Below are 18289 nucleotides of genomic sequence, written 5' to 3'. Positions count from 1 at the left end.
GGCGCGGGCCGGTGTCAGCCCAGCGGCAGGTCCTTGAGCGGCAGCTTGTCGACGCTGGGCAGGACGTCCGTGGGCAGGGAGTCCGACTTCGTCAGTTGCTGGGTGGAGGGGAGCTTGCCCTTCCCCTTCTTGCCCTTCTTGCCCTTGGCGGCGGACTTGGCGGTGTCGCCGACGAGGGAGCCGGTGGCGCCGGTCGCGCTGCCGGCGGTCTTCTGCGCGGCCGGGAGGACGGACTTGCCCGTGGAGCCGACGGTCTCACCGGCGGCCGGGACGATGTTCCTGACGGCCTTGCCGCCGGTCTTGCCCGCCTGGTTGCTGATGTCGCGCGAGGTGTCGTCGATGGCGTCGCCCAGGTTCGCGCCGTCCAGGTTGCTCAGTCCGCCCAGGTCCTTGGTGGGCAGGAGCTCGGCGGCGTTCGCGGAACCGGTCGCACCGACGGCGGAAGCGGCGCCCGCTGCGAGCAGCAGCGCGGTCCGTGCGATCCGGCGCGAGAGGGGGAGGGACATGTTGCTCCTTCGACGGAGAAGAGGCTTGCGGATTTTTCCTACGGACTCGCGGGTCCGAGAGGCGTCGTGCGCATCCGGTCGGGGCGGCGCCCCCCGGACGCTGTGCCTATCGCGCCGGAAGCCTCGGAGGTTGCGGTCGCACGGGTAAAGGATTGGCAATGCGCGGTGCGCTCAGGAGGGGGCGAGAGCGGACAATTCGGCCAGAAGGAAGGGTGCCGGAAAAACCCCGGAACCCCGTGTTCCCAGGGGAGACGGCGGATTCTCCGCACCGTGGCGCGAGGCGTTCCCACAGCCCCGCACGGGCATGCCACGGCCCCCCGTTCGGGTGATGCCGGGGCATGCCGTGAGATGACGTCGGACGCTACCGGGCGGTGACGATGACGACCTCGGAACGGTGCGATTCCCCGGACGCGCGCCAGCCCTCCCGCGCCCGTGTCGCCTCCCAGACCCGGTCCCCGTAGGAGACGCGTTCGATCCCCAGCTCGGAGGAGTGGGCCACGGCCCAGTGCGCCACCTCCCACCCCCGTCGGTCGGCGTCCGCGCCGGTGCCGCGCGCGGGGGTGCGGACGGGAACGGAGAGGACCGGGTCGGGCGCGCTGCGACCGACCCCGCCGCCCACCCGGGCGGACTCCGGCAGGACGTCCTCGCCGAACTCGCGGATCAGCTTCTCCCGCACCCGCACCGGATCGCCCGCGGTCACGCTCTCGCCCCGGCCGGGGACACAGGTCAAGGACGCGGCTTGGCGGCCGGTGAGCGCGGCGGTGAGCAGCGCCGCCCTGGACTCGTGCTTGGCGTAGGCGTCGGGGAAGCCGCTGCGCTGCACCCGCTGCGCGGCCACGGTCAGCGGCAGGCGGGAGTAGCCGGGGATCTCCACCAGGTGGTCGTAGAACTTCCCGGCCGAGTACACCGGGTCCATGATCTGCTCCGGCGTCCCCCAGCCCTGGGAAGGACGTTGCTGGAACAGACCGACGGAGTCCCGGTCGCCGTAGTCGATGTTGCGCAGCGCCGATTCCTGCATGGCGGTGGCCAGGGCGATGGTGACCGCCCGCTCGGGCAGGCCCCGGGCGGAGGCGACGGCCTCGATGGTCGCGGCGTTGGCGGCCTGTTGGGGCTCTATCACGTACGGCTCGCCGTCGCCGGACGCGGTCACGACGCATCTGGCCGGTCCGGACCCGCCGGGATCGTGGCGCACCAGCAGATACCCGGCGAGTCCGAGCAGCACGACGCTCGCGGCGACGAAACGCAGCAGTCGGCCGCGACGTGGAGTGGAAGCTCGCTCGGACACGCGACAAAGGTACCGGTGTCCGCCGCGGATGTGGCCGGGCTGTGGAGAAGACCGGGTGCACGACGCGCCACGGGGACGGATAGGGTCGACGGCATGGAGCGTGTCCCCCTTGCCCCCGCCACCGGAGCCGACGTCGGAGCCGAAACCGGAGCCACCGGCACCGGCGCCGGAACCGACGTCGTCCTCGACCTGACGCAGGACGCGGCGCGGCTGACCGCGCGGCTCGTCGACGTCCCCTCGGTCAGCGGCGGCGAGAAACCGCTGGCGGACGCGATCGAGACCGCGCTGCGCGCCCTGCCGCACCTGCGCGTGGACCGGTACGGCGACAACATCGTCGCCCGGACCGAACTGGGCCGCGCCGAGCGGGTCGTCCTGGCCGGGCACATCGACACCGTGCCGATCGCCGACAACGTGCCCTCCCGGCTGGAGGACGGCGTGCTGTGGGGCTGCGGCACCTCCGACATGAAGTCGGGGGTCGCCGTCCAGTTGCGGATCGCCGCCACCGTCCCCACTCCGAATCGGGACCTGACCTTCGTCTTCTACGACAACGAGGAGGTGGACGCGCACCTCAACGGCCTCGGACGCCTCGCGCGGGCCCACCCCGACTGGCTGGCCGGGGACTTCGCGGTGCTGCTGGAGCCCTCCGAGGGGCAGGTCGAGGGCGGCTGCCAGGGCACGCTGCGGGTCAAGCTGCGCACCACCGGGCAGCGCGCGCACTCCGCCCGGGGCTGGATGGGCGAGAACGCCGTCCACGCCGCCGCGCCGATCCTCGCCCGCCTGGCCGCGTACGAGCCCAGGCGGCCGGTGATCGACGGGCTGGAGTTCCGCGAGGGACTGAACGCCGTGGGGATCGAGGGCGGTGTCGCCGGCAACGTCATCCCCGACGAGTGCACCGTCACCGTCAACTACCGCTACGCGCCCGATCTCACCGAGGAGCAGGCGCTGGAGCACGTCCGCGAGGTGTTCGCGGACTGCGGGGTGGCCGAACTGGTGGTGGACGACAGCTCCGGCCCCGCGCTGCCGGGCCTGTCGCATCCGGCCGCCGCGGCCTTCGTGGCGGCGGTCGGCGGCGAGGTGCGGCCGAAGTTCGGCTGGACCGACGTCTCCCGGTTCAGCGCCCTGGGCGTGCCCGCCGTCAACTACGGCCCCGGCAACCCCAACCTGGCGCACCGGCGCGACGAACGCGTCGAGACCGCGAAGATCCTCCACTGCGAGGAGCGGCTGCGCGCCTGGCTTACCGCCTGACCGCCGGGTATCCGTGGCACGGGCCCCTTTGGCGGCCCGGTCGCCGGAACGCGGTCGCGAGTTCCGCTCCGCGTCACCCGGACCTGCGTACCCTGGCGGCCGGTACGTCATCGACAGTCGAACGTCGATGACAGGGACAACGTCGACAACAGGGACAATGTCGGCAACAGGGAGGACACGTATGGGCAGTGCCGAGGAATTCGAGCGGGGCGAGCCGCGGGAGCGCCGGCTGGGACCGGTGGTGCGCCGGCGCGGCCAGATCCAGTCCAGCACCACCGACCAGCGGCTGCTGGACACCGCCGGCCCCTCGGACTGGGTGCACCAGGACCCCTGGCGGGTCATGCGCATCCAGTCGGAGTTCGTGGAGGGCTTCGGAACCCTCGCCGAACTCGGGCCCGCCATCAGCGTCTTCGGTTCGGCGCGCACCCCCGAGGGCACGTCCGAGTACGAGGTGGGGGTGCGGATCGGCCGGGCCCTGGCGGAGGCCGGGTTCACGGTGATCACGGGCGGCGGTCCGGGCGCGATGGAGGCGGCCAACCGGGGCGCGAGCGAGGCGGGCGGCGTCTCGGTCGGCCTGGGCATCGAGCTCCCCTTCGAGCAGGGGCTGAACCGGTACGTCGACATCGGCGTCAACTTCCGCTACTTCTTCGTGCGGAAGATGATGTTCGTCAAGTACGCGAGCGGCTTCGTCGTCCTGCCCGGTGGCATGGGCACGCTGGACGAGCTGTTCGAGGCGATCACCCTGGTCCAGACGCGGAAGGTCACCCGCTTCCCGATCGTGCTGTTCGGCACGGAGTACTGGCAGGGGCTGGTGGACTGGCTGCGCGACGCCGTCGTCGCGGGCGGCAAGGCCGGCCGGCACGACCTGGAGCTGTTCCACGTCACCGACGACGTGAACGAGGCGATCGAGCTGGTCACCAAGGAGATCGCCGCGCCGAACCCGATGGTGGAGCGGGAGCTGCCGGAGGAGCCCGCCTGACCGGCGGGCCCGCCGGGGCTCAGGCCAGGCCGCGGCGGGCGACGGCCGGCGGGCGCCGACCCGCGATGGAGGCGACCATGTCGAGCACCTGCCGGGTCTCGGCCACCTCGTGGACGCGGTAGACCCGCGCGCCCAGCCACGCGGAGACCGCCGTCGTGGCCAGGGTGCCGGTCAGCCGCTCCTTGACCGGCTTGTCCAGCGTCTCCCCGACGAAGTCCTTGTTGGACAGCGACACCAGCACCGGCCACCCGGTGGCCACCATCTCCTCCAGGCGGCGGGTGACCTCCAGGGAGTGCCGGGTGTTCTTGCCGAAGTCGTGCCCGGGGTCGATCAGGATCGCGTCCCGGCGCACCCCGAGCCCGACCGCGCGCTCCGCCAGGCCGACGGTGGCCCGCAGCACGTCGGCCATGACGTCCTCGTAGGCCACCCGGTGCGGCCTGGTCCGCGGCAGGGAGCCGCCGGTGTGGGTGCACACCAGGCCGACGCCGTACCGCGCCGCCACCTCGGCCAGCTTCGGGTCCACACCGCCCCAGGCGTCGTTGAGCAGGTCGGCGCCCGCCTCGCAGACCGCCTCGCCCACCTCGTGCCGCCAGGTGTCCACGCTGATCACCACGTCCGGGTGACGCCGTCGCACCTCGGCGACGAAGCCGGCGGTGCGCCGCAGCTCCTCCTCGACCGACACCTCCTCGCCGGGGCCGGCCTTCACCCCGCCGATGTCGACGATGGCGGCGCCCTCCGCCACCGCCCGCTCGACCCGGTCCAGCGCCGGACCGTCGCGGAAGGTGGCGCCCCGGTCGTAGAAGGAGTCAGGGGTCCGGTTCACGATGGCCATGATCACCGTCTCGTGCTCGCCGAACTCGCGCCGTCCCAGCCGCAGCATCGCTGTCCTCTCCTCGCGGCCCGTGTGGCCACTGCACAGATGTCCCTCCGCCGACCCTAGCCCCCGGTGTCTCGTGGCACGATCACAGGAGACGGTCACGGAGCAGCCGTGCCCGTCGTCGGTGTGACGGACTCGGGGAGATGGCGTGTTCTGGTTTCTGCTGATCGCGTTGATCGTGGTGGTCACCGCGGTCGCGCTGGCCGTGGTGGGCGGCGGTGACGGCCCCGGTCGCACCGCGACGGGAGGGCTCGCCGACGCCCCGCCGGACCGGATCGAGGCATGGCTGCCCCCCGACCGTCCCGTGCACCGCGCGGACCTGGAGGCGCTGCGGCTGCCGATGGCCGTGCGCGGCTACCGGATGGCGGACGTCGACGACGTCCTCGACCGGCTCGGCGCCGAACTGGCCGAGCGCGACGCCCGGATCGCCGAGCTGGAGGCGTCCCTGGCGGGGGAGCGGGCGGCGGCGATGGGCCGTCCCGGCATGTTCGAGAAGCCCGGCGAGGCGCCCGAGGAGGCCCGGTGACACCCGCCGGCACGGCCCTGCCCGGACCGGACGGCCTGCTCCGCTGCCCGTGGGGCCTGGCCACGGAGGACTACACGGCGTACCACGACACCGAGTGGGGCCGCCCGGTGCACGGCGACGACGCGCTGTTCGAGCGGCTGTGCCTGGAGGCGTTCCAGTCGGGCCTGTCCTGGCTGACGATCCTGCGCCGCCGCGAGGGCTTCCGGGCGGCGTTCGCCGGTTTCCGGATCGCCGAGGTGGCGCGGTTCACCGAGGCGGACCGGGAGAGACTGCTCGCCGACCCCGGCATCATCCGCAACCGCGCCAAGATCGACGCGGTCATCGCCAACGCCCGGATCGCCGCGGAGTGGGGGCCGGGCGAGCTGGACGCCCTGGTGTGGTCCCACGCTCCCGATCCGGCCGGCCGTCCCGTCCCGCGCACGACCGCCGAGGTCCCCGCGATCACCCCGGAGTCCACGGCGCTGTCGAAGGCCCTCAAGAAGAGGGGGTTCCGCTTCACCGGCCCGACCACGGCCTACGCCCTGATGCAGGCGTGCGGCCTGGTCGACGACCACCTGGCGGACTGCTGCGCCCGCACCCGGCGCCCCGCGCCCTGACAGCGCCCTGACGGCGGCCGGTTCGACGGGCCGGTTCGACGGGCCGGTTCGACAAGCCGGATCGGCGGGGCGGGTGGGCCGGGGCGCGGGCGCCGGGTGCGGCGGAGGGCGTCAGCGGCCTCGGAAGACGGGCTTCTCCTTGTTGACGAACGCCTCCACCGCCGTCCTGTGGTCCTCCGAGGCGCCGGCACGGGCCTGGAGCTCGGCCTCCTTCTCCAGCGTCTCGGCCAGGGAGTGCGACGAGCCGTGGGCGAGGGACTCCTTCAGCGCGGCGTAGGCGGCCGTCGGCCCCTGGGCGAGCCGGCGGGCCACGGCCTCGGCCTCCTCGGCCAGCCGGTCGGCCGGCACGACCCGGTTGGCGACGCCCAGCTCCAGCGCCTCCTGCGCCGTCACGCTGCGCGGGAAGAACAGCAGGTCGGCGGCGCGGCTCGGGCCGACCAGCCGCGGCAGCGTCCAGGACACCCCGGAGTCGGCGGTGAGCGCCACGCCGGCGAAGGAGGTGTTGAAGGAGGCGGTGTCGGCGACCACACGGTAGTCGGCCGCGAAGGCGAACCCGGCGCCGGCGCCGGCCGCGACGCCGTTGACGCCCGCCACCACCGGCTTGGGCATGGAGGCGATCGCGAGGGTGATCGGGTTGTAGTGCTCCCGCACGGTGTCCAGGGCCCCGCCGCCGCTCGCGCGCAGTGCCTCGACGTGCTCCTTGAGATCCTGCCCGACGCAGAACGCCCGCCCCCTGCCGGTCAACAGCACCGCGCGCACGGCCGGATCGTCGGCCGCCTCCCGCAGGGTGTCCCGCAACTCCTCCTTGAGCGCGGTGTCGAGGGCGTTCATGGCGTCGGGACGGTTGAGGACGACGCTGGCGAGGCCCTCGGACACTTCGTAGAGCACGTTGTCTGCCATGGGGCCAGCATGGCAAGGACCGGCGGCTACCGATACATGGCCGCACATGTGAGCTGCGTCAAACAAACCCGAGCCGACAAGGGAAAGAAAAGCACGCAGTATCGCAGCTTGATCGCCGAATTGGGTGGTTTTGTGCGAGCGCGTTGCGCAAGGGATACGGAACGATGTTGGTCACGCGGTCATGTGATGCGGGATAATGGGAGGGAAGCAATGTGTTCGACGCCGATGACACCTGGGTTGTCGGCTGAGATCAGCTGGTTTCAGGAAGGGGAACGAGCATGGCGGCCATGAAGCCGCGGACGGGCGATGGCCCGCTCGAGGTGACCAAGGAGGGGCGGGGCATCATCATGCGCGTTCCGCTCGAAGGCGGTGGACGACTCGTCGTCGAGCTGACCCCTGACGAAGCGGATGCACTCGGCGAAGCTCTGAAGAAGGCCTGCGGCTGAGGAAGCCCTCGGCGCCGTTCTCGCCGTCACCGCCTTCGACCGAGGCCCCCGGAGCGCGACGCCCGGGGGTTTCGGCGTGTCCGGAGCACGTGCCCCGGACGCCGGGCGGCCGAAGGACCGCGAGGGGCCGAGGGGGCGTTCCGGGCCGGGAGAGCGGGCTCTCAGCGGCCCCGTTTGACCGCGCACAGCAGCCCGTCGCCCACCGGCAGCAGCGAGGGCAGCAGGGCGGTGCTGTCCCGGACGGTGCGCAGCAGCTCGCGGAGCCTGAGGACCTCGGCGGGCTGGGCCGAGGTGTCGACGGTGCGGCCGTCGGCGAAGACGCCCTCGAAGCAGACCAGCCCGCCCGGACGCAGCAGGCGCAGCGACTCGCCCAGGTACTCCAGGCACTCCATCCGGTCGCCGTCGCAGAACACCAGGTCGTACCCGCCGTCCGCGAGCCGCGGCAGCACGTCCAGGGCCCGGCCCGGAATGAAGCGGGCGCGGTTGGCCGCGAAGCCCGCGGCGCGGAACGCCTGGCGGGCTATCTGCTGACACTCCGGCTCGGTGTCCACGGTCGTCAGCACGCCGTCCGGCCGCATGCCGTGCAGCAGGTGGATTCCCGACACCCCGGTCCCGGTGCCGATCTCGGCCACGGCCTTGGCGTCCACGGCGGCGGCCAGCAGGCGCAGCGCCGCGCCCGTGCCGTCCGACACCGGGCGCAGCCCTGCCTCCCGGGCACGGTCACGAGCCCAGCGCAGTGCCGCGGAGTGCTCGACGTGCTCGACGTGCTCGGCGCCGTACGCGTCGGCGAACGCCCAGCTCGTCTGCCGGTTGCCGGTAATCGCCCTCTCCTGTCGCCGTGGTCCACGCAACCGTGACTGTATCGGCTGCCCTCGGGAACCCGCAGATGGGACCGCGCGTTGGTCAAGGACGGAACCGTGTGACGGGCGACGAGGGAAACGAGCGCGGCACAGGACCGAAAGACGGGCAAAGAAACTTATCCGGAGCTAACGGGCGAGGTGGCTATGGTAGGGGCTCCACTGGACACCACCAGAGCCGACAGGGGAGGTGCGGCTGCAGCCGGCGACCGAAGAGTGCCGAGGCGCTTTCGCGGGTCCCCCGGCGAGCCGAAATCCGTGAACGACACCGCTGACCGCCGCCACGCCGCCGACTCCGCGACCACCGCGACCTTCGCCACCGACGCGGGCGCCCCGGCGTGGACGCCTCCCACCTGGGAGGAGATCGTCAGCACCCACAGCGCACGGGTCTACCGGCTCGCGTACCGTCTGACCGGAAACCAGCACGACGCCGAGGACCTGACCCAGGAAGTCTTCGTCCGGGTCTTCCGCTCCCTGTCCACCTACACCCCCGGCACCTTCGAGGGGTGGCTGCACCGCATCACCACGAACCTCTTCCTGGACATGGTGCGGCGCAAGCAGCGCATCCGCTTCGACGCGCTCGGCGACGACGCGGCCGAGCGGCTGGCCAGCCGCGAGCCCTCCCCCCAGCAGCACTTCAACGACACCCACTTCGACGCCGACGTCCAGCACGCCCTGGACACCCTCGCCCCGGAGTTCCGGGCGGCGGTGGTGCTCTGCGACATCGAGGGGCTGTCGTACGAGGAGATCGCCGCGACGCTCGGCGTGAAGCTCGGCACGGTCCGCAGCCGCATCCACCGCGGCCGTTCCCACCTGCGCAAGGCGCTCAGGCACCGGTCGCCCGAGGCGCGCGCCGAGCAGCGGGCCCTGGCCGGGGCGGTCCCCGGCGTACCGAGTAGGGAGGGCGGCATCGAGTGAGCGGCACATACGACTCGCCCCACGGAGCGGAGCCGACCCCGGCCGAACAGCACCTGGGGGACCGCCTGGCGGCCCTGGTGGACGGCGAACTGGGGCACGAGACGCGCGAGCGTGTCCTCGCCCACCTCGCCACCTGCCACTCCTGCAAGGCCGAGGCCGACGCGCAGCGCAGGGTGAAGAGCGTCTTCGCCGACACTCCGTCCCCGCTGCCCTCCGAGAGGCTGCTCGCGAGGCTCCAGGGGCTGCCCGCGGGGCTGGAGGACGATCCGGGGCCGGACGGGCCGATAGGCCCGTCCACGTCCCCCTGGGACTTCGAGTACCTGCCGTCCCGCAGCGCGCTCACCCCCGAACGCGGCTTCCGCATCCACGAACCGGACCGGGCGGCCTCGCGTGGTCGCCGCTTCGCTTTCGCCGCCGCCGGCGCCGTGTCGCTGGCGGCCTTCGCCATCGGCGGCGCGCTCACCTCCACCACGACCGGCGGCTCCACGTCGGTGGCGAGCGGGGACGGCGCCACCGCTGGCGCCCCGCGCACGGCCACGGTCGGCGTGGTACGGGACGGCGGGCGGTCCGGCGAGGGGGAGCGGGGCGACACCGGCCCGACGGGCGAGCCCACGGCGGTGCCGCCGCCGGTGCCCTCGCCCGCGCAGTCCGTGTCGCGGCTGGAGGCCGATCACGCCGCCCGGCAGTACGGGCTGATGACGGCGCCGGTGCTGGACGTGGTCTCCGCGCTGCACCCGCCCCTGATACGCCCGACGTACTACACCCCCCGGCCGCTGGACATGGGGTCGCCGATGACGTACGGGCCGGTGGAACGACCGCTGCCCGGCGCGACCCCCTCGGCCACGTTCACCGCCCCGGTCCCCGCGGCCGACCCCGCGACCGACCCCTCGGTGTCTCCTCTCACGCTCCCCTCCACCTCCCCCGCCGGGTCGCGGATCGGTCACTGACCGGCTGCGTCCGCCCGGTGGACGCCCGGTGGGGCGCGGACGGAACGGCGGGTCTGCCCGCCCCCGAGGTACGGACCTGGTTGAATCGTGGGGATGTGGTGCGAGTCCGCGCGTGAGGACGGCGCGGGCGAATGTGGGGAGAGCATGGACGAGGGGAAGGCCGCCAGGCCGCAACCGACGTGGTGGAGCCGTCCACGCGGGACCTCCGCCCCGCGCCCGGTGGGAGGCGTCCAGGCCGCCGGCCCCGTGCCGAGGCCGTTGCACGGGGAGGACCCGTACGGCACGCCCCCCTACGGCGGTCCGGGGCCCTGGGCCCCCGCTCCGCCCGTCCAGCGCCCCGTGCCGACGCCCGCGCGGGGCACCCGACTGCCGGCGCAGGCCCAGCCCCCCGCTCCGGAGAGCGCGGCGGCCCCGAGCGGGCCGTTCGCGCGGTACGACCCGTGGGCGCCGCCGTCGCCCCCCTCGGCGGTGCCGCCGCCCCCGCCCGCCCCCGACGCACCGCTCTCCCAAACCCTCCCGGACCTCCCGGCCCCGCGGACCCCGTCCCCCGCCGGGCCGCGCCGGGTCCGTCGACGGACGGCCGCCGCGCTCGCCGCGCTGGCACTGGCGGTCGGCGGCGTGGGCGGGTGGGTCGGATCCCACCTGGAGCGCACGGCCGGATTCGGCACCATCGAACTGTCCCAGGCGCCCGTCGAGGACACGGAGCGCGATCCGGGCAGCGTGGCCGGGATCGCCGAGCGCGCCCTGCCCGGCGTGGTGACCATCCACGTGCGGGGCTCCGGCGAACAGGGCACCGGCACCGGCTTCGTCCTCGACAAGCGCGGCCACCTCCTGACCAACCACCATGTGGTGGAGCCCGCCGAGGGCGGCGGGGACATCAGGGTGACCTTCCACGGCGGGGAGACGGCCGCCGCCGAGATCGTCGGCACCGACAGCGGCTACGACCTCGCCGTGCTGAGGGTGAAAGGCGTCCACGGACTGCACCCGCTGCCACTGGGCAACTCCGACTCCGTGCGGGTGGGCGACCCGGTCGTGGCGATCGGAGCGCCGTACGACCTGGCGGGCACGGTCACCGAGGGCATCATCAGCGCCAAGGAGCGCCCCATCACGGCGGGCGGCGACAGGGGCGGCGCGGGGAGCAGCGACATCAGCTACGTGGACGCGCTGCAGACCGACGCCCCCATCAACCCCGGCAACTCGGGCGGCCCGCTGATGGACGCCAGGGGTCGGGTGATCGGCATCAACAGCGCGATCCGCGCCGCCGACAACGGTCTGCCCGGGTCCGGCCGCGGCGGCAGCATCGGTCTGGGCTTCGCCATCCCCGTCAACCAGGCCAAGCGGGTGGCCGAGGAGCTGATCAACACCGGTCGGGCCACCCACCCCGTGATCGGCGTCACGCTCGACATGGAGTACACCGGGGAGGGCGCCCGCGTCGCCCTCGGTTCCGGCGGGGAGGGCACGTCCGTCGTCCCCGGCGGGCCCGCGGACCGGGCGGGCATCGAGGAGGGGGACGTCATCACGGAGGTGGACGGCACACCGGTCCGGGGCGGCGAGGAGCTGATCGTGAAGATCCGCAGCCACCGGCCCGGCGACCGGCTGGAGCTGACGGTCGAACGCGGCGGCCGGGAGCGGACGGTGGAGGTCGTGCTCGGATCGGCGACCGGGTCGTGACGCCCGGGACGGCGCTCGGGACGGCGCTCGGGCGGCGGTGGGGACGGCGCCCCGGGCGACGGCTGTTGTTCGCGTCGCCGACTCCCGCCCCGGGGGTCCGGGCGGGTACCGTGACTGTGGCCGGACGGGCCGTGGACGTATCTGAGGGAGCTGCACGGTGTTCTTCGACATAGGACCCCTCGAGCTGGTCGCGCTCATCATCCTCGCGGTCCTTGTCTTCGGGCCGGAGAAGCTGCCGAAGGTGATCCAGGACGTCGCGGGGTTCATCCGCAAGGTGCGGGAGTTCTCGGACAACGCGCGCGACGACATCCGCAAGGAGCTGGGGCCGGAGTTCAAGGACTTCGAGTTCGAGGACCTCAACCCCAAGAACTTCGCCCGCAAGCACCTGCTGGACAACGACGACCTGGGTCTGAAGGAGATCCGCAACAGCTTCGACCTCCGCCAGGAGCTCGCCGAGGTCACGGACGCGGTCAACGGACGGGAGATCACCTCCGGCGGCACGTCGGACGGGTCCGACGTCACCCCCGCGAAGGCTTCGGAGAGCGCCACTCCCGACCGGCTCCGCAAGGCGGACCCGGCGCCCCGGCACGATCCTCCGCCGTTCGACGCCGACGCGACCTGAGACACTCCTCGCCGGTGAACCGTGAGGGCCACCTCCCGTAGTGCACACCCGGTTCTGTCCGGTTCGGGGTACGGGGCCGGCTATTCTCCCTGTGTCCGAGGTCGGGCCCCAGGGGGGCGGGTCCGCCACGACACGGGGCACACGAGGAGGCGTCGCGCAGATGGAGACGACGGGCCGGGCAGAGCCACAGGACGCGACCGCGTCCGGGGCGGACCGGGGGATCGACGGCTACCTGATGGCCGATTTCCCCTGGTACGGCCTCGATGAGGCCTTCACCGGCCCACGCTGGCTGACGCGGGTGGGGAGGGCGGCCGACGGCACGGTCGAACACGGCGCGACCGGACACGGGGACGAGCCCTCCTACCGCTCTGAGGCCGGCCCGGACCACCAGCGCTTCGCCATCGTGGTGACGGTCGCCGACCGTCCGGTGCGCAGCAGTCCGGACGGCACGGGCGTCCTGGACGCCACCTCGGTCTCGTCGGCCGCCTGGCTGGCCGGATCGGGGCTGCTGTCGTGCACCTGGCCCGCCCGGATGGAACGCGGGCTCAGGCAGCAGTGGCTCGACCAGCAGACGGCGATCGCCTGGGAGCTGGCGGACGACCTGGAGAACTCCGCCTGGACCACCCTGACGCTGCCGGTCGACGGCATCCCGGCCGAGTTCCGCTACCGGGAGTCCGAGTACGGCTGGGTCCTGGCGGGCCCGGCCCACGAGAACGTGCACATCGGCGCGTACGGGCGGGGGATGAGCGCCTACGGACTGGGCTTCTCGGTGATCAAGGACATCACCGCCTACCGCCACTGACGGCGGGGCCCGCCGCGGCCGGAACCGCGCGAAGGCCGTGACCGGATACGACGGACCGGATACGACGAACCGGATACGACGGAAGGCGGCGCGCCCGCGAGCACACCACCTTCCGTGTGGGAAGCCCACGGGGCCTCGGAGCCCCGAAGGCCGCCTCAGAACTTGTTGCGCGGGGTGATCCCCAGCGACATCCCGGCCAGTCCCCGCTGCCGTCCGCCCAGCTTGCCGGCGATCGAGCGGATCGCCGCGCCCGCGGGGGACTCCGGGTCGGTCAGCACCACCGGCCTGCCCTCGTCACCGCCCTCGCGCAGCCGCACGTCGATCGGGATGGAGCCGAGGACCGGGACGCCGGTGCCGGTGGTCCGGCTCAGCCCGTCGGCCACGCGCTGACCGCCGCCGGTGCCGAAGACGTCCACCATCTCGCCGCAGTGCGGGCAGGGCAGCCCGGACATGTTCTCCACGACGCCCACGATCTTCTGGTGGGTCTGCACGGCGATGGAACCGGCGCGCTCGGCGACCTCGGCCGCCGCCTGCTGCGGGGTGGTCACCACCAGGATCTCGGCGTTCGGGACGAGCTGTGCCACCGAGATGGCGATGTCGCCCGTGCCCGGCGGCAGGTCCAGCAGCAGCACGTCCAGGTCGCCCCAGTAGACGTCGGCGAGGAACTGCTGGAGCGCGCGGTGGAGCATCGGCCCGCGCCACACCACCGGGGCGTTGCCCGGGGTGAACATGCCGATCGAGATGACCTTCACGCCGTTCGCGGACGGCGGCATGATCATGTTCTCGACCTGGGTCGGCCGGCCCTCCGCGCCCAGCATGCGCGGCACCGAGTGGCCGTAGATGTCGGCGTCCACGACGCCGACCTTCAACCCGTCGGCCGCCATCGCCGCCGCCAGGTTGACCGTCACCGAGGACTTGCCGACACCGCCCTTGCCGGAGGCGATCGCGTACACCCGGGTCAGCGAGCCCGGCTTGGCGAACGGGATCTCGCGCTCGGCCTGACCGCCGCGGAGGGTGGCCGCCAACTCGCGGCGCTGCTCGTCGCTCATCACGTCCAGGGACACCGTCACGTCCGTGACGCCCGCCACACGGCGGACCGCCTCGGTCACGGAGGAGGTGATGGTCTCGCGCATCGGGCAGCCGGCGACGGTCAGGTAGACCGCGACCGCGACCGCTCCGTCCGCGCCGATCTCCACGGACTTCACCATGCCGAGATCGGTGATCGGGCGGTGGATCTCCGGGTCGTTCACGGTCGCGAGCGCGGCGCGGACCGCTTCCTCGGTGGGGGCTCCGCTGCGTGCCGCGGACGTGTCAGTAGCCATGCCCCGATGGTACGGCGCGGCGGCTGCCGTGCCGAAGGCGGCGGACGAGACACGGATCACCGCACTCCTGTGGGCGGATCGCGGGCAAGGCGTGGGTGGATCGCGGGCGGATCGCGGGTGGGGGGACGTCAGCGCTCCCGGTCGGGGGAGGGCTCCACGGCGCCGCGCTGCTCCAGCTCCTTCAGCAACTCCTGGAGCTCCGAGCGGATCCAGTCCCGGGTGGCCACCTCGCCCAGGCCCATCCGCAGCGCGGCGACCTCACGGGTGAGGTACTCGGTGTCGGCGATGGAGCGCTCGTTGCGCTTGCGGTCCTGCTCCAGGTTGACCCGGTCCCGGTCGTCCTGCCGGTTCTGGGCCAGAAGGATCAACGGGGCCGCGTACGACGCCTGGAGCGACAGCACGAGCGTCAGGAAGATGAACGGGTACTCGTCGAAGCGCAGCGCTGGCGGGGCCGCGACGTTCCAGACGACCCACACGACGATGGTCACCGTCATCCAGACGAGGAACCGTCCCGTGCCCAGGAAGCGGGCGATCCGCTCCGACAGCCGCCCGAAGGCCTCCGGATCGTACTCCGGCAGCAGACCGCGGCGCGGCACCATCGGCTGGTCCAGCCGGGTCCGGCGCTCCCGCCCGGTGAGCGGCGGCAGGCTCCGCTCACGTTCCCGGCGCTCCCTGCGCCGTTCCCGGCGCTCGTCCCGCTCCCTGCCGGTCGTCGGCCTATCGGTCACCGGCGACCCCCCGGGCGTCCTCCAGCAGGTCGCCCCTCCCGATCGCCTGTCGGGCGGCGGCCTCGCGCCAGTCGTCCGGCAGCAGGTGGTCCAGGACGTCGTCGACCGTGACGGCGCCCAGCAGCGAACCGCTCTCGTCCACCACCGGCACCGACACGATGTTGTACGCCGCCAGATAGCTGGTCAGGGTGGGCAGGGGGGTGTCCGGCGGCAGCGGCCGCAGATCGGTGTCCACGACCGAACCGACCAGCGTGCCGGGCGGCTCCCGCAGCAACCGCTGGAAGTGCGCCAGGCCCAGGTACTTCCCCGTCGGGGTCTCCTCCGGCGGCCGGCACACGTACACCTGCGCGGCCAGCGGGGCCGGCAGGTCCTCCACGCGCACCCTGGCCAGGGCGTCGGCCACCGTGGCGTCGGGGCGCAGCACGATCGGTTCGGTCGTCATGATCCCGCCCGCGGTGTGTTCCTCGTACGTCAGCAACCGCCGCAGCGGAGCGGCGTCCTGCGGCTCCATCAGGCGCAGCAGCCGCTCCATGTCCTTCTCCGGCAGCTCGGAGAGGAGGTCGGCGGCGTCGTCGGGGGCCATCGCCTCCAGCACGTCCGCGGCGCGCTCGTCCTTGAGCTTGCGGAGGATCTCCACCTGGTCGTCGTCCGGCAGCTCCTCCAGCACGTCCGCCAGTCGGTCGTCGTCCAGCGCGGCGGCCACCTCGCCCCGGCGCTTGGCCGACAGGTGGTGGAGCACGTTGGCGAGGTCGGCGGGGCGCAGCCGGTCGAAGACGGCCAGCAGGTTGGCCGCCCCCTGTTCCTCCTCCTCCAGCGAGAAGCCGGTCACCGCCGACCACTCCACGGTCAGCGTCTCCCCGCGCCGCCGCAGCGCACCGCCCCTGCCGCGCCGCACGAAGACCTTGTCGATCAGCCAGTCGCGGCGGGACGGCAACCGGGTGAGGCCCACGTCGAGCACGGTGACCTTCTCGCCCGTCTCGACCAGCGTCACCTGCCGGTCCAGGAGTTCCCCCAGGACCAGGGTCTCGGCGGGGCGCTGCTCGAAGCGTCGCAGGTTGACCACGCCGGTGGTGATCACCTGTCCCGACTCCACGCCGGTCACCCGGGTCATGGGGAGGAAGACGCGCCGCCGGCTGACCACCTCCACGACCAGCCCGAGCACGCGCGGCGGCAGGTTGCCGACGCGCAGCATCGCCACCACGTCCCGTACGCGTCCCACCTGGTCCCCGACGGGGTCGAAGACGGCGATGCCGGAGAGGTGCGAGACGAAGACCCGCGGGGCACCCAGCGCCATGCCCGTCCTCCGCTCCTCGCTCGTGCCGTTCCGTGTCTCGTGCGTCGTGTCTCGTGTGTCGTGCGTCGTGCGTTGTGTCCGTCGTGTTCGCGTGTACCCGCGCGAGGCCGAGTGCAGCACGGTGACATGGCCCGAAAGTGTCCTTCAGGCTAACGCGCCCACGTCCGCGCCCCCTGCGCGCCGTCGGCCGGACGGCCGCTTTCCGTCCGGGGCCGGTACCCCCGGTAAGGTGCGATCCTGCCTCGACTTCAGGAGGAAGAGCGGACGTGACTGTGTGGGTCCACGGTGTTCGTGCCCGGAGCGCGACGGTGGTGGGGGCGGTACTCACGGCGCTGGTGGTCGTGCTCGCGGGATGCGGCTCGGAGGACCCGGACGCGGGGACCAACGGGATCGGCAAACTCCCCGCCGCCAAGATCGAGGAGAGGGCGCGCAAGGCCGCCGAGTCGGCCGAGTCCGTTCGGCTGTCGGGCAGCGTGATCAGTCAGGGCCGCACGTACCGGCTGGACATGCGGCTGAAGGACAACGGCGGTCTCGGCGAGGTCTCCGCCAAGGGCGGCCCGCACTTCGAGCTGCTGCGGGTCGACGAGGACCTCTACCTCAAGGCCGACGCGGGCTTCTGGGTCCGGCAGGAGCAGGGCGACGAGGAACCCACCGAGAGCGACCTGGCGGCGGCCCGCAAGCTGGAGGGCAAGTACGTCAAGGTCCCGCCGGACGACCCGGCCTACGGGCAGCTCAGCGGTTTCACGGACAAGGACGTGCTGCTGGACGGGCTGCTCGCCCTCCAGGGCGAGCGGGAGACCGGCGACCGCGGCGAGGTCGAGGGCGTGCGGACGATAGAGGTGCGGGCCGCGCAGGGCAACGGCGGGGTCCTCAGCGTCGCGCTGATCGGCAGGCCCTACCCGCTGCGGCTGGAGCGCGGCGGCGACGCGGGCGTGGTCGAACTGCTGGAGTGGGACAAGGAGTTCACCCTGCGGGCCCCGCAGGACGACCAGGTCGTGGACTACGGCAGGAAGCTCGCGGTGACGGAGTAGGACGGACCCGCCCGCCCCTCACCCCTCCCGCCGGCCCTTCCGGCGGCCCGTCCCACCGGCCCGCCGCGCCAAGAGCTTCGGCAGCCCGGCCGGAGCCGGCCGCCGCGTGGTCGCCGCCGTCGGCAGCGGGACGGCGGCCCGCGAACCGTCCGGCATCGAGCCGGGCCCCTCGACGAGCGCCCCGGCGGGCTCCAGCCGCACCACGCGGCACTCCCGTGCCCAGCGCTCGGCGATCGTGGTCGCGTCCGGCGCGTTGAGCCGCTTGCCGGCCAGCTCGGCCACCGCGGATCGCCACTCCTCCCCGCCGGGGGAGAGTTCCACCACCCGAGCGGGCCAGACGACCAGCCGCCCGCCCTTGTCCTTGCTGCGCGCGGTGACCGTGGCGGTGCCGCCGTGGACGAGCCCGAGGCCGTCCAGCGGCTGCTCCCCGGGGCCGTCGCCCACCACGCAGACGGCCCCGTCGTGCCAGACGTGCCACAGGGGACGGTCCGGCCCCTGCGGGCCGCGCACCCACACCAGGGCGGACTTCTTCGCCGACTCCTCGATCAGCGCCCGATCGAGCGCGGGGGTGGACACGGAGGTGGAGGATGTGGCCATACGCCGACCCTACCGCCGTCCCTCCCCGCCGAGGGCGCCGAAGGCCCGGCGCCCGGAGGGTCAGTACCGCGACCGGTCCACGCGCCTTACGCTGGACGGGTCGCGCCCGTACCCGGCGGACGTCCCAGACCCCGAAGCCC

General features: G+C 73.2%; 20 protein-coding genes. 11 read left to right on the top strand and 9 right to left on the bottom strand.

The genetic code is table 11. The annotated features are described in order from the left end of the window. Nucleotides 1-14: 14 nt before the first annotated feature. Together IF47_RS0101685 and IF47_RS0101680 are read right to left on the bottom strand one after the other, a co-directional pair. Entirely contained in the window at nt 15-506 is a 492-nt protein-coding gene (locus tag IF47_RS0101685; RefSeq protein ID WP_031506095.1) for a hypothetical protein, read from the bottom strand. 361 nt (nt 507-867) lie between these two features. Beyond that, the gene (locus tag IF47_RS0101680; RefSeq protein WP_031506094.1) at nt 868-1791 is read right to left on the bottom strand and encodes a VldE C-terminal domain-containing protein; all 924 of its coding nucleotides are present in this window, start codon (nt 1789-1791) and stop codon (nt 868-870) included. Between the two features lie 93 nt (nt 1792-1884). Between IF47_RS0101680 and dapE the strand changes: the two genes are divergently transcribed. Beyond that, on the top strand, nt 1885-3036 hold the full coding sequence (gene dapE / locus IF47_RS0101675; protein ID WP_078591482.1) for a succinyl-diaminopimelate desuccinylase: 1152 nt from the start codon (nt 1885-1887) through the stop codon (nt 3034-3036). 181 nt (nt 3037-3217) lie between these two features. After that, complete coding sequence (locus IF47_RS0101670; protein ID WP_051716778.1) at nt 3218-4015, top strand: LOG family protein; 798 nt, start codon at nt 3218-3220, stop codon at nt 4013-4015. Between the two features lie 19 nt (nt 4016-4034). Here IF47_RS0101670 and folP read toward each other — a convergent pair whose 3' ends face one another. Continuing rightward, nucleotides 4035-4895: a dihydropteroate synthase gene (folP, locus tag IF47_RS0101665; RefSeq protein WP_031506091.1), complete on the bottom strand. Its 861-nt coding sequence runs from the start codon at nt 4893-4895 to the stop codon at nt 4035-4037. A gap of 145 nt (nt 4896-5040) precedes the next feature. Between folP and IF47_RS0101660 the strand changes: the two genes are divergently transcribed. Continuing rightward, nucleotides 5041-5418 carry a DivIVA domain-containing protein gene (locus IF47_RS0101660; RefSeq protein WP_031506090.1) on the top strand — a complete coding sequence of 126 codons (378 nt, stop codon included), beginning with the start codon at nt 5041-5043 and terminating at the stop codon, nt 5416-5418. Next, entirely contained in the window at nt 5415-6014 is a 600-nt protein-coding gene (locus tag IF47_RS0101655; protein WP_031506089.1) for a DNA-3-methyladenine glycosylase I, read from the top strand. Before IF47_RS0101660 ends, IF47_RS0101655 begins: the two co-directional genes overlap by 4 nt. A gap of 111 nt (nt 6015-6125) precedes the next feature. Here IF47_RS0101655 and chcB read toward each other — a convergent pair whose 3' ends face one another. Next, complete coding sequence (chcB, locus tag IF47_RS0101650) at nt 6126-6914, bottom strand: 2-cyclohexenylcarbonyl CoA isomerase (RefSeq protein ID WP_031506087.1); 789 nt, start codon at nt 6912-6914, stop codon at nt 6126-6128. Nucleotides 6915-7192: 278 nt separating this feature from the next. On the opposite strand from chcB, the gene IF47_RS29095 reads away from it, so the two are divergent. Beyond that, on the top strand, nt 7193-7360 hold the full coding sequence (locus tag IF47_RS29095; protein ID WP_014137929.1) for a DUF3117 domain-containing protein: 168 nt from the start codon (nt 7193-7195) through the stop codon (nt 7358-7360). 161 nt (nt 7361-7521) lie between these two features. On the opposite strand, the gene IF47_RS0101640 is transcribed toward IF47_RS29095, so the two are convergent. After that, the gene (locus IF47_RS0101640; protein WP_078591481.1) at nt 7522-8211 is read right to left on the bottom strand and encodes an O-methyltransferase; all 690 of its coding nucleotides are present in this window, start codon (nt 8209-8211) and stop codon (nt 7522-7524) included. Nucleotides 8212-8364: 153 nt separating this feature from the next. Between IF47_RS0101640 and sigE the strand changes: the two genes are divergently transcribed. The 5 genes from sigE (at nt 8365) to IF47_RS0101615 (ending at nt 13177) form a co-directional block, all read left to right on the top strand. Next, a complete protein-coding gene (gene sigE, locus IF47_RS0101635; RefSeq protein ID WP_078591480.1) occupies nt 8365-9135 on the top strand; it encodes an RNA polymerase sigma factor SigE in 771 nt (256 codons plus the stop codon). Further along, entirely contained in the window at nt 9132-10082 is a 951-nt protein-coding gene (locus IF47_RS28525; protein WP_051716775.1) for an anti-sigma factor family protein, read from the top strand. Before sigE ends, IF47_RS28525 begins: the two co-directional genes overlap by 4 nt. A gap of 144 nt (nt 10083-10226) precedes the next feature. Next, nucleotides 10227-11753: a S1C family serine protease gene (locus IF47_RS0101625; RefSeq protein WP_037731695.1), complete on the top strand. Its 1527-nt coding sequence runs from the start codon at nt 10227-10229 to the stop codon at nt 11751-11753. 157 nt (nt 11754-11910) lie between these two features. Then, on the top strand, nt 11911-12375 hold the full coding sequence (locus IF47_RS0101620; protein ID WP_031506082.1) for a sec-independent translocase: 465 nt from the start codon (nt 11911-11913) through the stop codon (nt 12373-12375). A 160-nt stretch (nt 12376-12535) separates the two neighbouring features. Next, nucleotides 12536-13177, top strand: a complete 642-nt coding sequence (locus IF47_RS0101615) for a hypothetical protein (RefSeq protein ID WP_031506081.1) — start codon at nt 12536-12538, stop codon at nt 13175-13177. 155 nt (nt 13178-13332) lie between these two features. On the opposite strand, the gene IF47_RS0101610 is transcribed toward IF47_RS0101615, so the two are convergent. From IF47_RS0101610 to IF47_RS0101600, 3 genes are all read right to left on the bottom strand, one after another. Then, the gene (locus IF47_RS0101610; RefSeq protein ID WP_031506080.1) at nt 13333-14499 is read right to left on the bottom strand and encodes an Mrp/NBP35 family ATP-binding protein; all 1167 of its coding nucleotides are present in this window, start codon (nt 14497-14499) and stop codon (nt 13333-13335) included. A gap of 128 nt (nt 14500-14627) precedes the next feature. Further along, complete coding sequence (locus IF47_RS0101605; RefSeq protein ID WP_031506078.1) at nt 14628-15227, bottom strand: DUF1003 domain-containing protein; 600 nt, start codon at nt 15225-15227, stop codon at nt 14628-14630. Further along, nucleotides 15217-16521 (bottom strand): magnesium transporter MgtE N-terminal domain-containing protein, encoded by a 1305-nt coding sequence (locus IF47_RS0101600; RefSeq protein WP_051716773.1) that lies wholly within the window; start codon nt 16519-16521, stop codon nt 15217-15219. Before IF47_RS0101600 ends, IF47_RS0101605 begins: the two co-directional genes overlap by 11 nt. A gap of 266 nt (nt 16522-16787) precedes the next feature. On the opposite strand from IF47_RS0101600, the gene IF47_RS0101595 reads away from it, so the two are divergent. After that, nucleotides 16788-17552, top strand: coding sequence for a hypothetical protein (locus IF47_RS0101595; RefSeq protein WP_031506075.1), 765 nt, complete (start codon nt 16788-16790; stop codon nt 17550-17552). An 18-nt stretch (nt 17553-17570) separates the two neighbouring features. Here IF47_RS0101595 and IF47_RS0101590 read toward each other — a convergent pair whose 3' ends face one another. After that, nucleotides 17571-18149 (bottom strand): hypothetical protein, encoded by a 579-nt coding sequence (locus IF47_RS0101590; protein ID WP_051716770.1) that lies wholly within the window; start codon nt 18147-18149, stop codon nt 17571-17573. Nucleotides 18150-18289 lie beyond the last annotated feature (140 nt).

Origin of the sequence: Streptomyces megasporus (assembly GCF_000718985.1) — a bacterium.
Lineage (GTDB): Bacteria > Actinomycetota > Actinomycetes > Streptomycetales > Streptomycetaceae > Streptomyces > Streptomyces megasporus.
Note: the sequence above shows the minus strand (reverse complement) of the source record. Positions and strands in the feature narration are given on the sequence as shown.

Bases quoted from the DNA above. Each gene is read 5' to 3' on its own strand.
- IF47_RS0101685 (WP_031506095.1), bottom strand. From the start codon at position 506: ATGTCCCTCCCCCTCTCGCGCCGGATCGCACGGACCGCGCTGCTGCTC.
- folP (WP_031506091.1), bottom strand. From the start codon at position 4,895: ATGCTGCGGCTGGGACGGCGCGAGTTCGGCGAGCACGAGACGGTGATC.
- IF47_RS0101615 (WP_031506081.1), top strand. From the start codon at position 12,536: ATGGAGACGACGGGCCGGGCAGAGCCACAGGACGCGACCGCGTCCGGG.
- IF47_RS0101625 (WP_037731695.1), top strand. From the start codon at position 10,227: ATGGACGAGGGGAAGGCCGCCAGGCCGCAACCGACGTGGTGGAGCCGT.
- IF47_RS0101590 (WP_051716770.1), bottom strand. From the start codon at position 18,149: ATGGCCACATCCTCCACCTCCGTGTCCACCCCCGCGCTCGATCGGGCG.
- IF47_RS0101600 (WP_051716773.1), bottom strand. From the start codon at position 16,521: ATGGCGCTGGGTGCCCCGCGGGTCTTCGTCTCGCACCTCTCCGGCATC.
- dapE (WP_078591482.1), top strand. From the start codon at position 1,885: ATGGAGCGTGTCCCCCTTGCCCCCGCCACCGGAGCCGACGTCGGAGCC.
- sigE (WP_078591480.1), top strand. From the start codon at position 8,365: ATGGTAGGGGCTCCACTGGACACCACCAGAGCCGACAGGGGAGGTGCG.
- chcB (WP_031506087.1), bottom strand. From the start codon at position 6,914: ATGGCAGACAACGTGCTCTACGAAGTGTCCGAGGGCCTCGCCAGCGTC.
- IF47_RS0101670 (WP_051716778.1), top strand. From the start codon at position 3,218: ATGGGCAGTGCCGAGGAATTCGAGCGGGGCGAGCCGCGGGAGCGCCGG.
- IF47_RS29095 (WP_014137929.1), top strand. From the start codon at position 7,193: ATGGCGGCCATGAAGCCGCGGACGGGCGATGGCCCGCTCGAGGTGACC.
- IF47_RS0101610 (WP_031506080.1), bottom strand. From the start codon at position 14,499: ATGGCTACTGACACGTCCGCGGCACGCAGCGGAGCCCCCACCGAGGAA.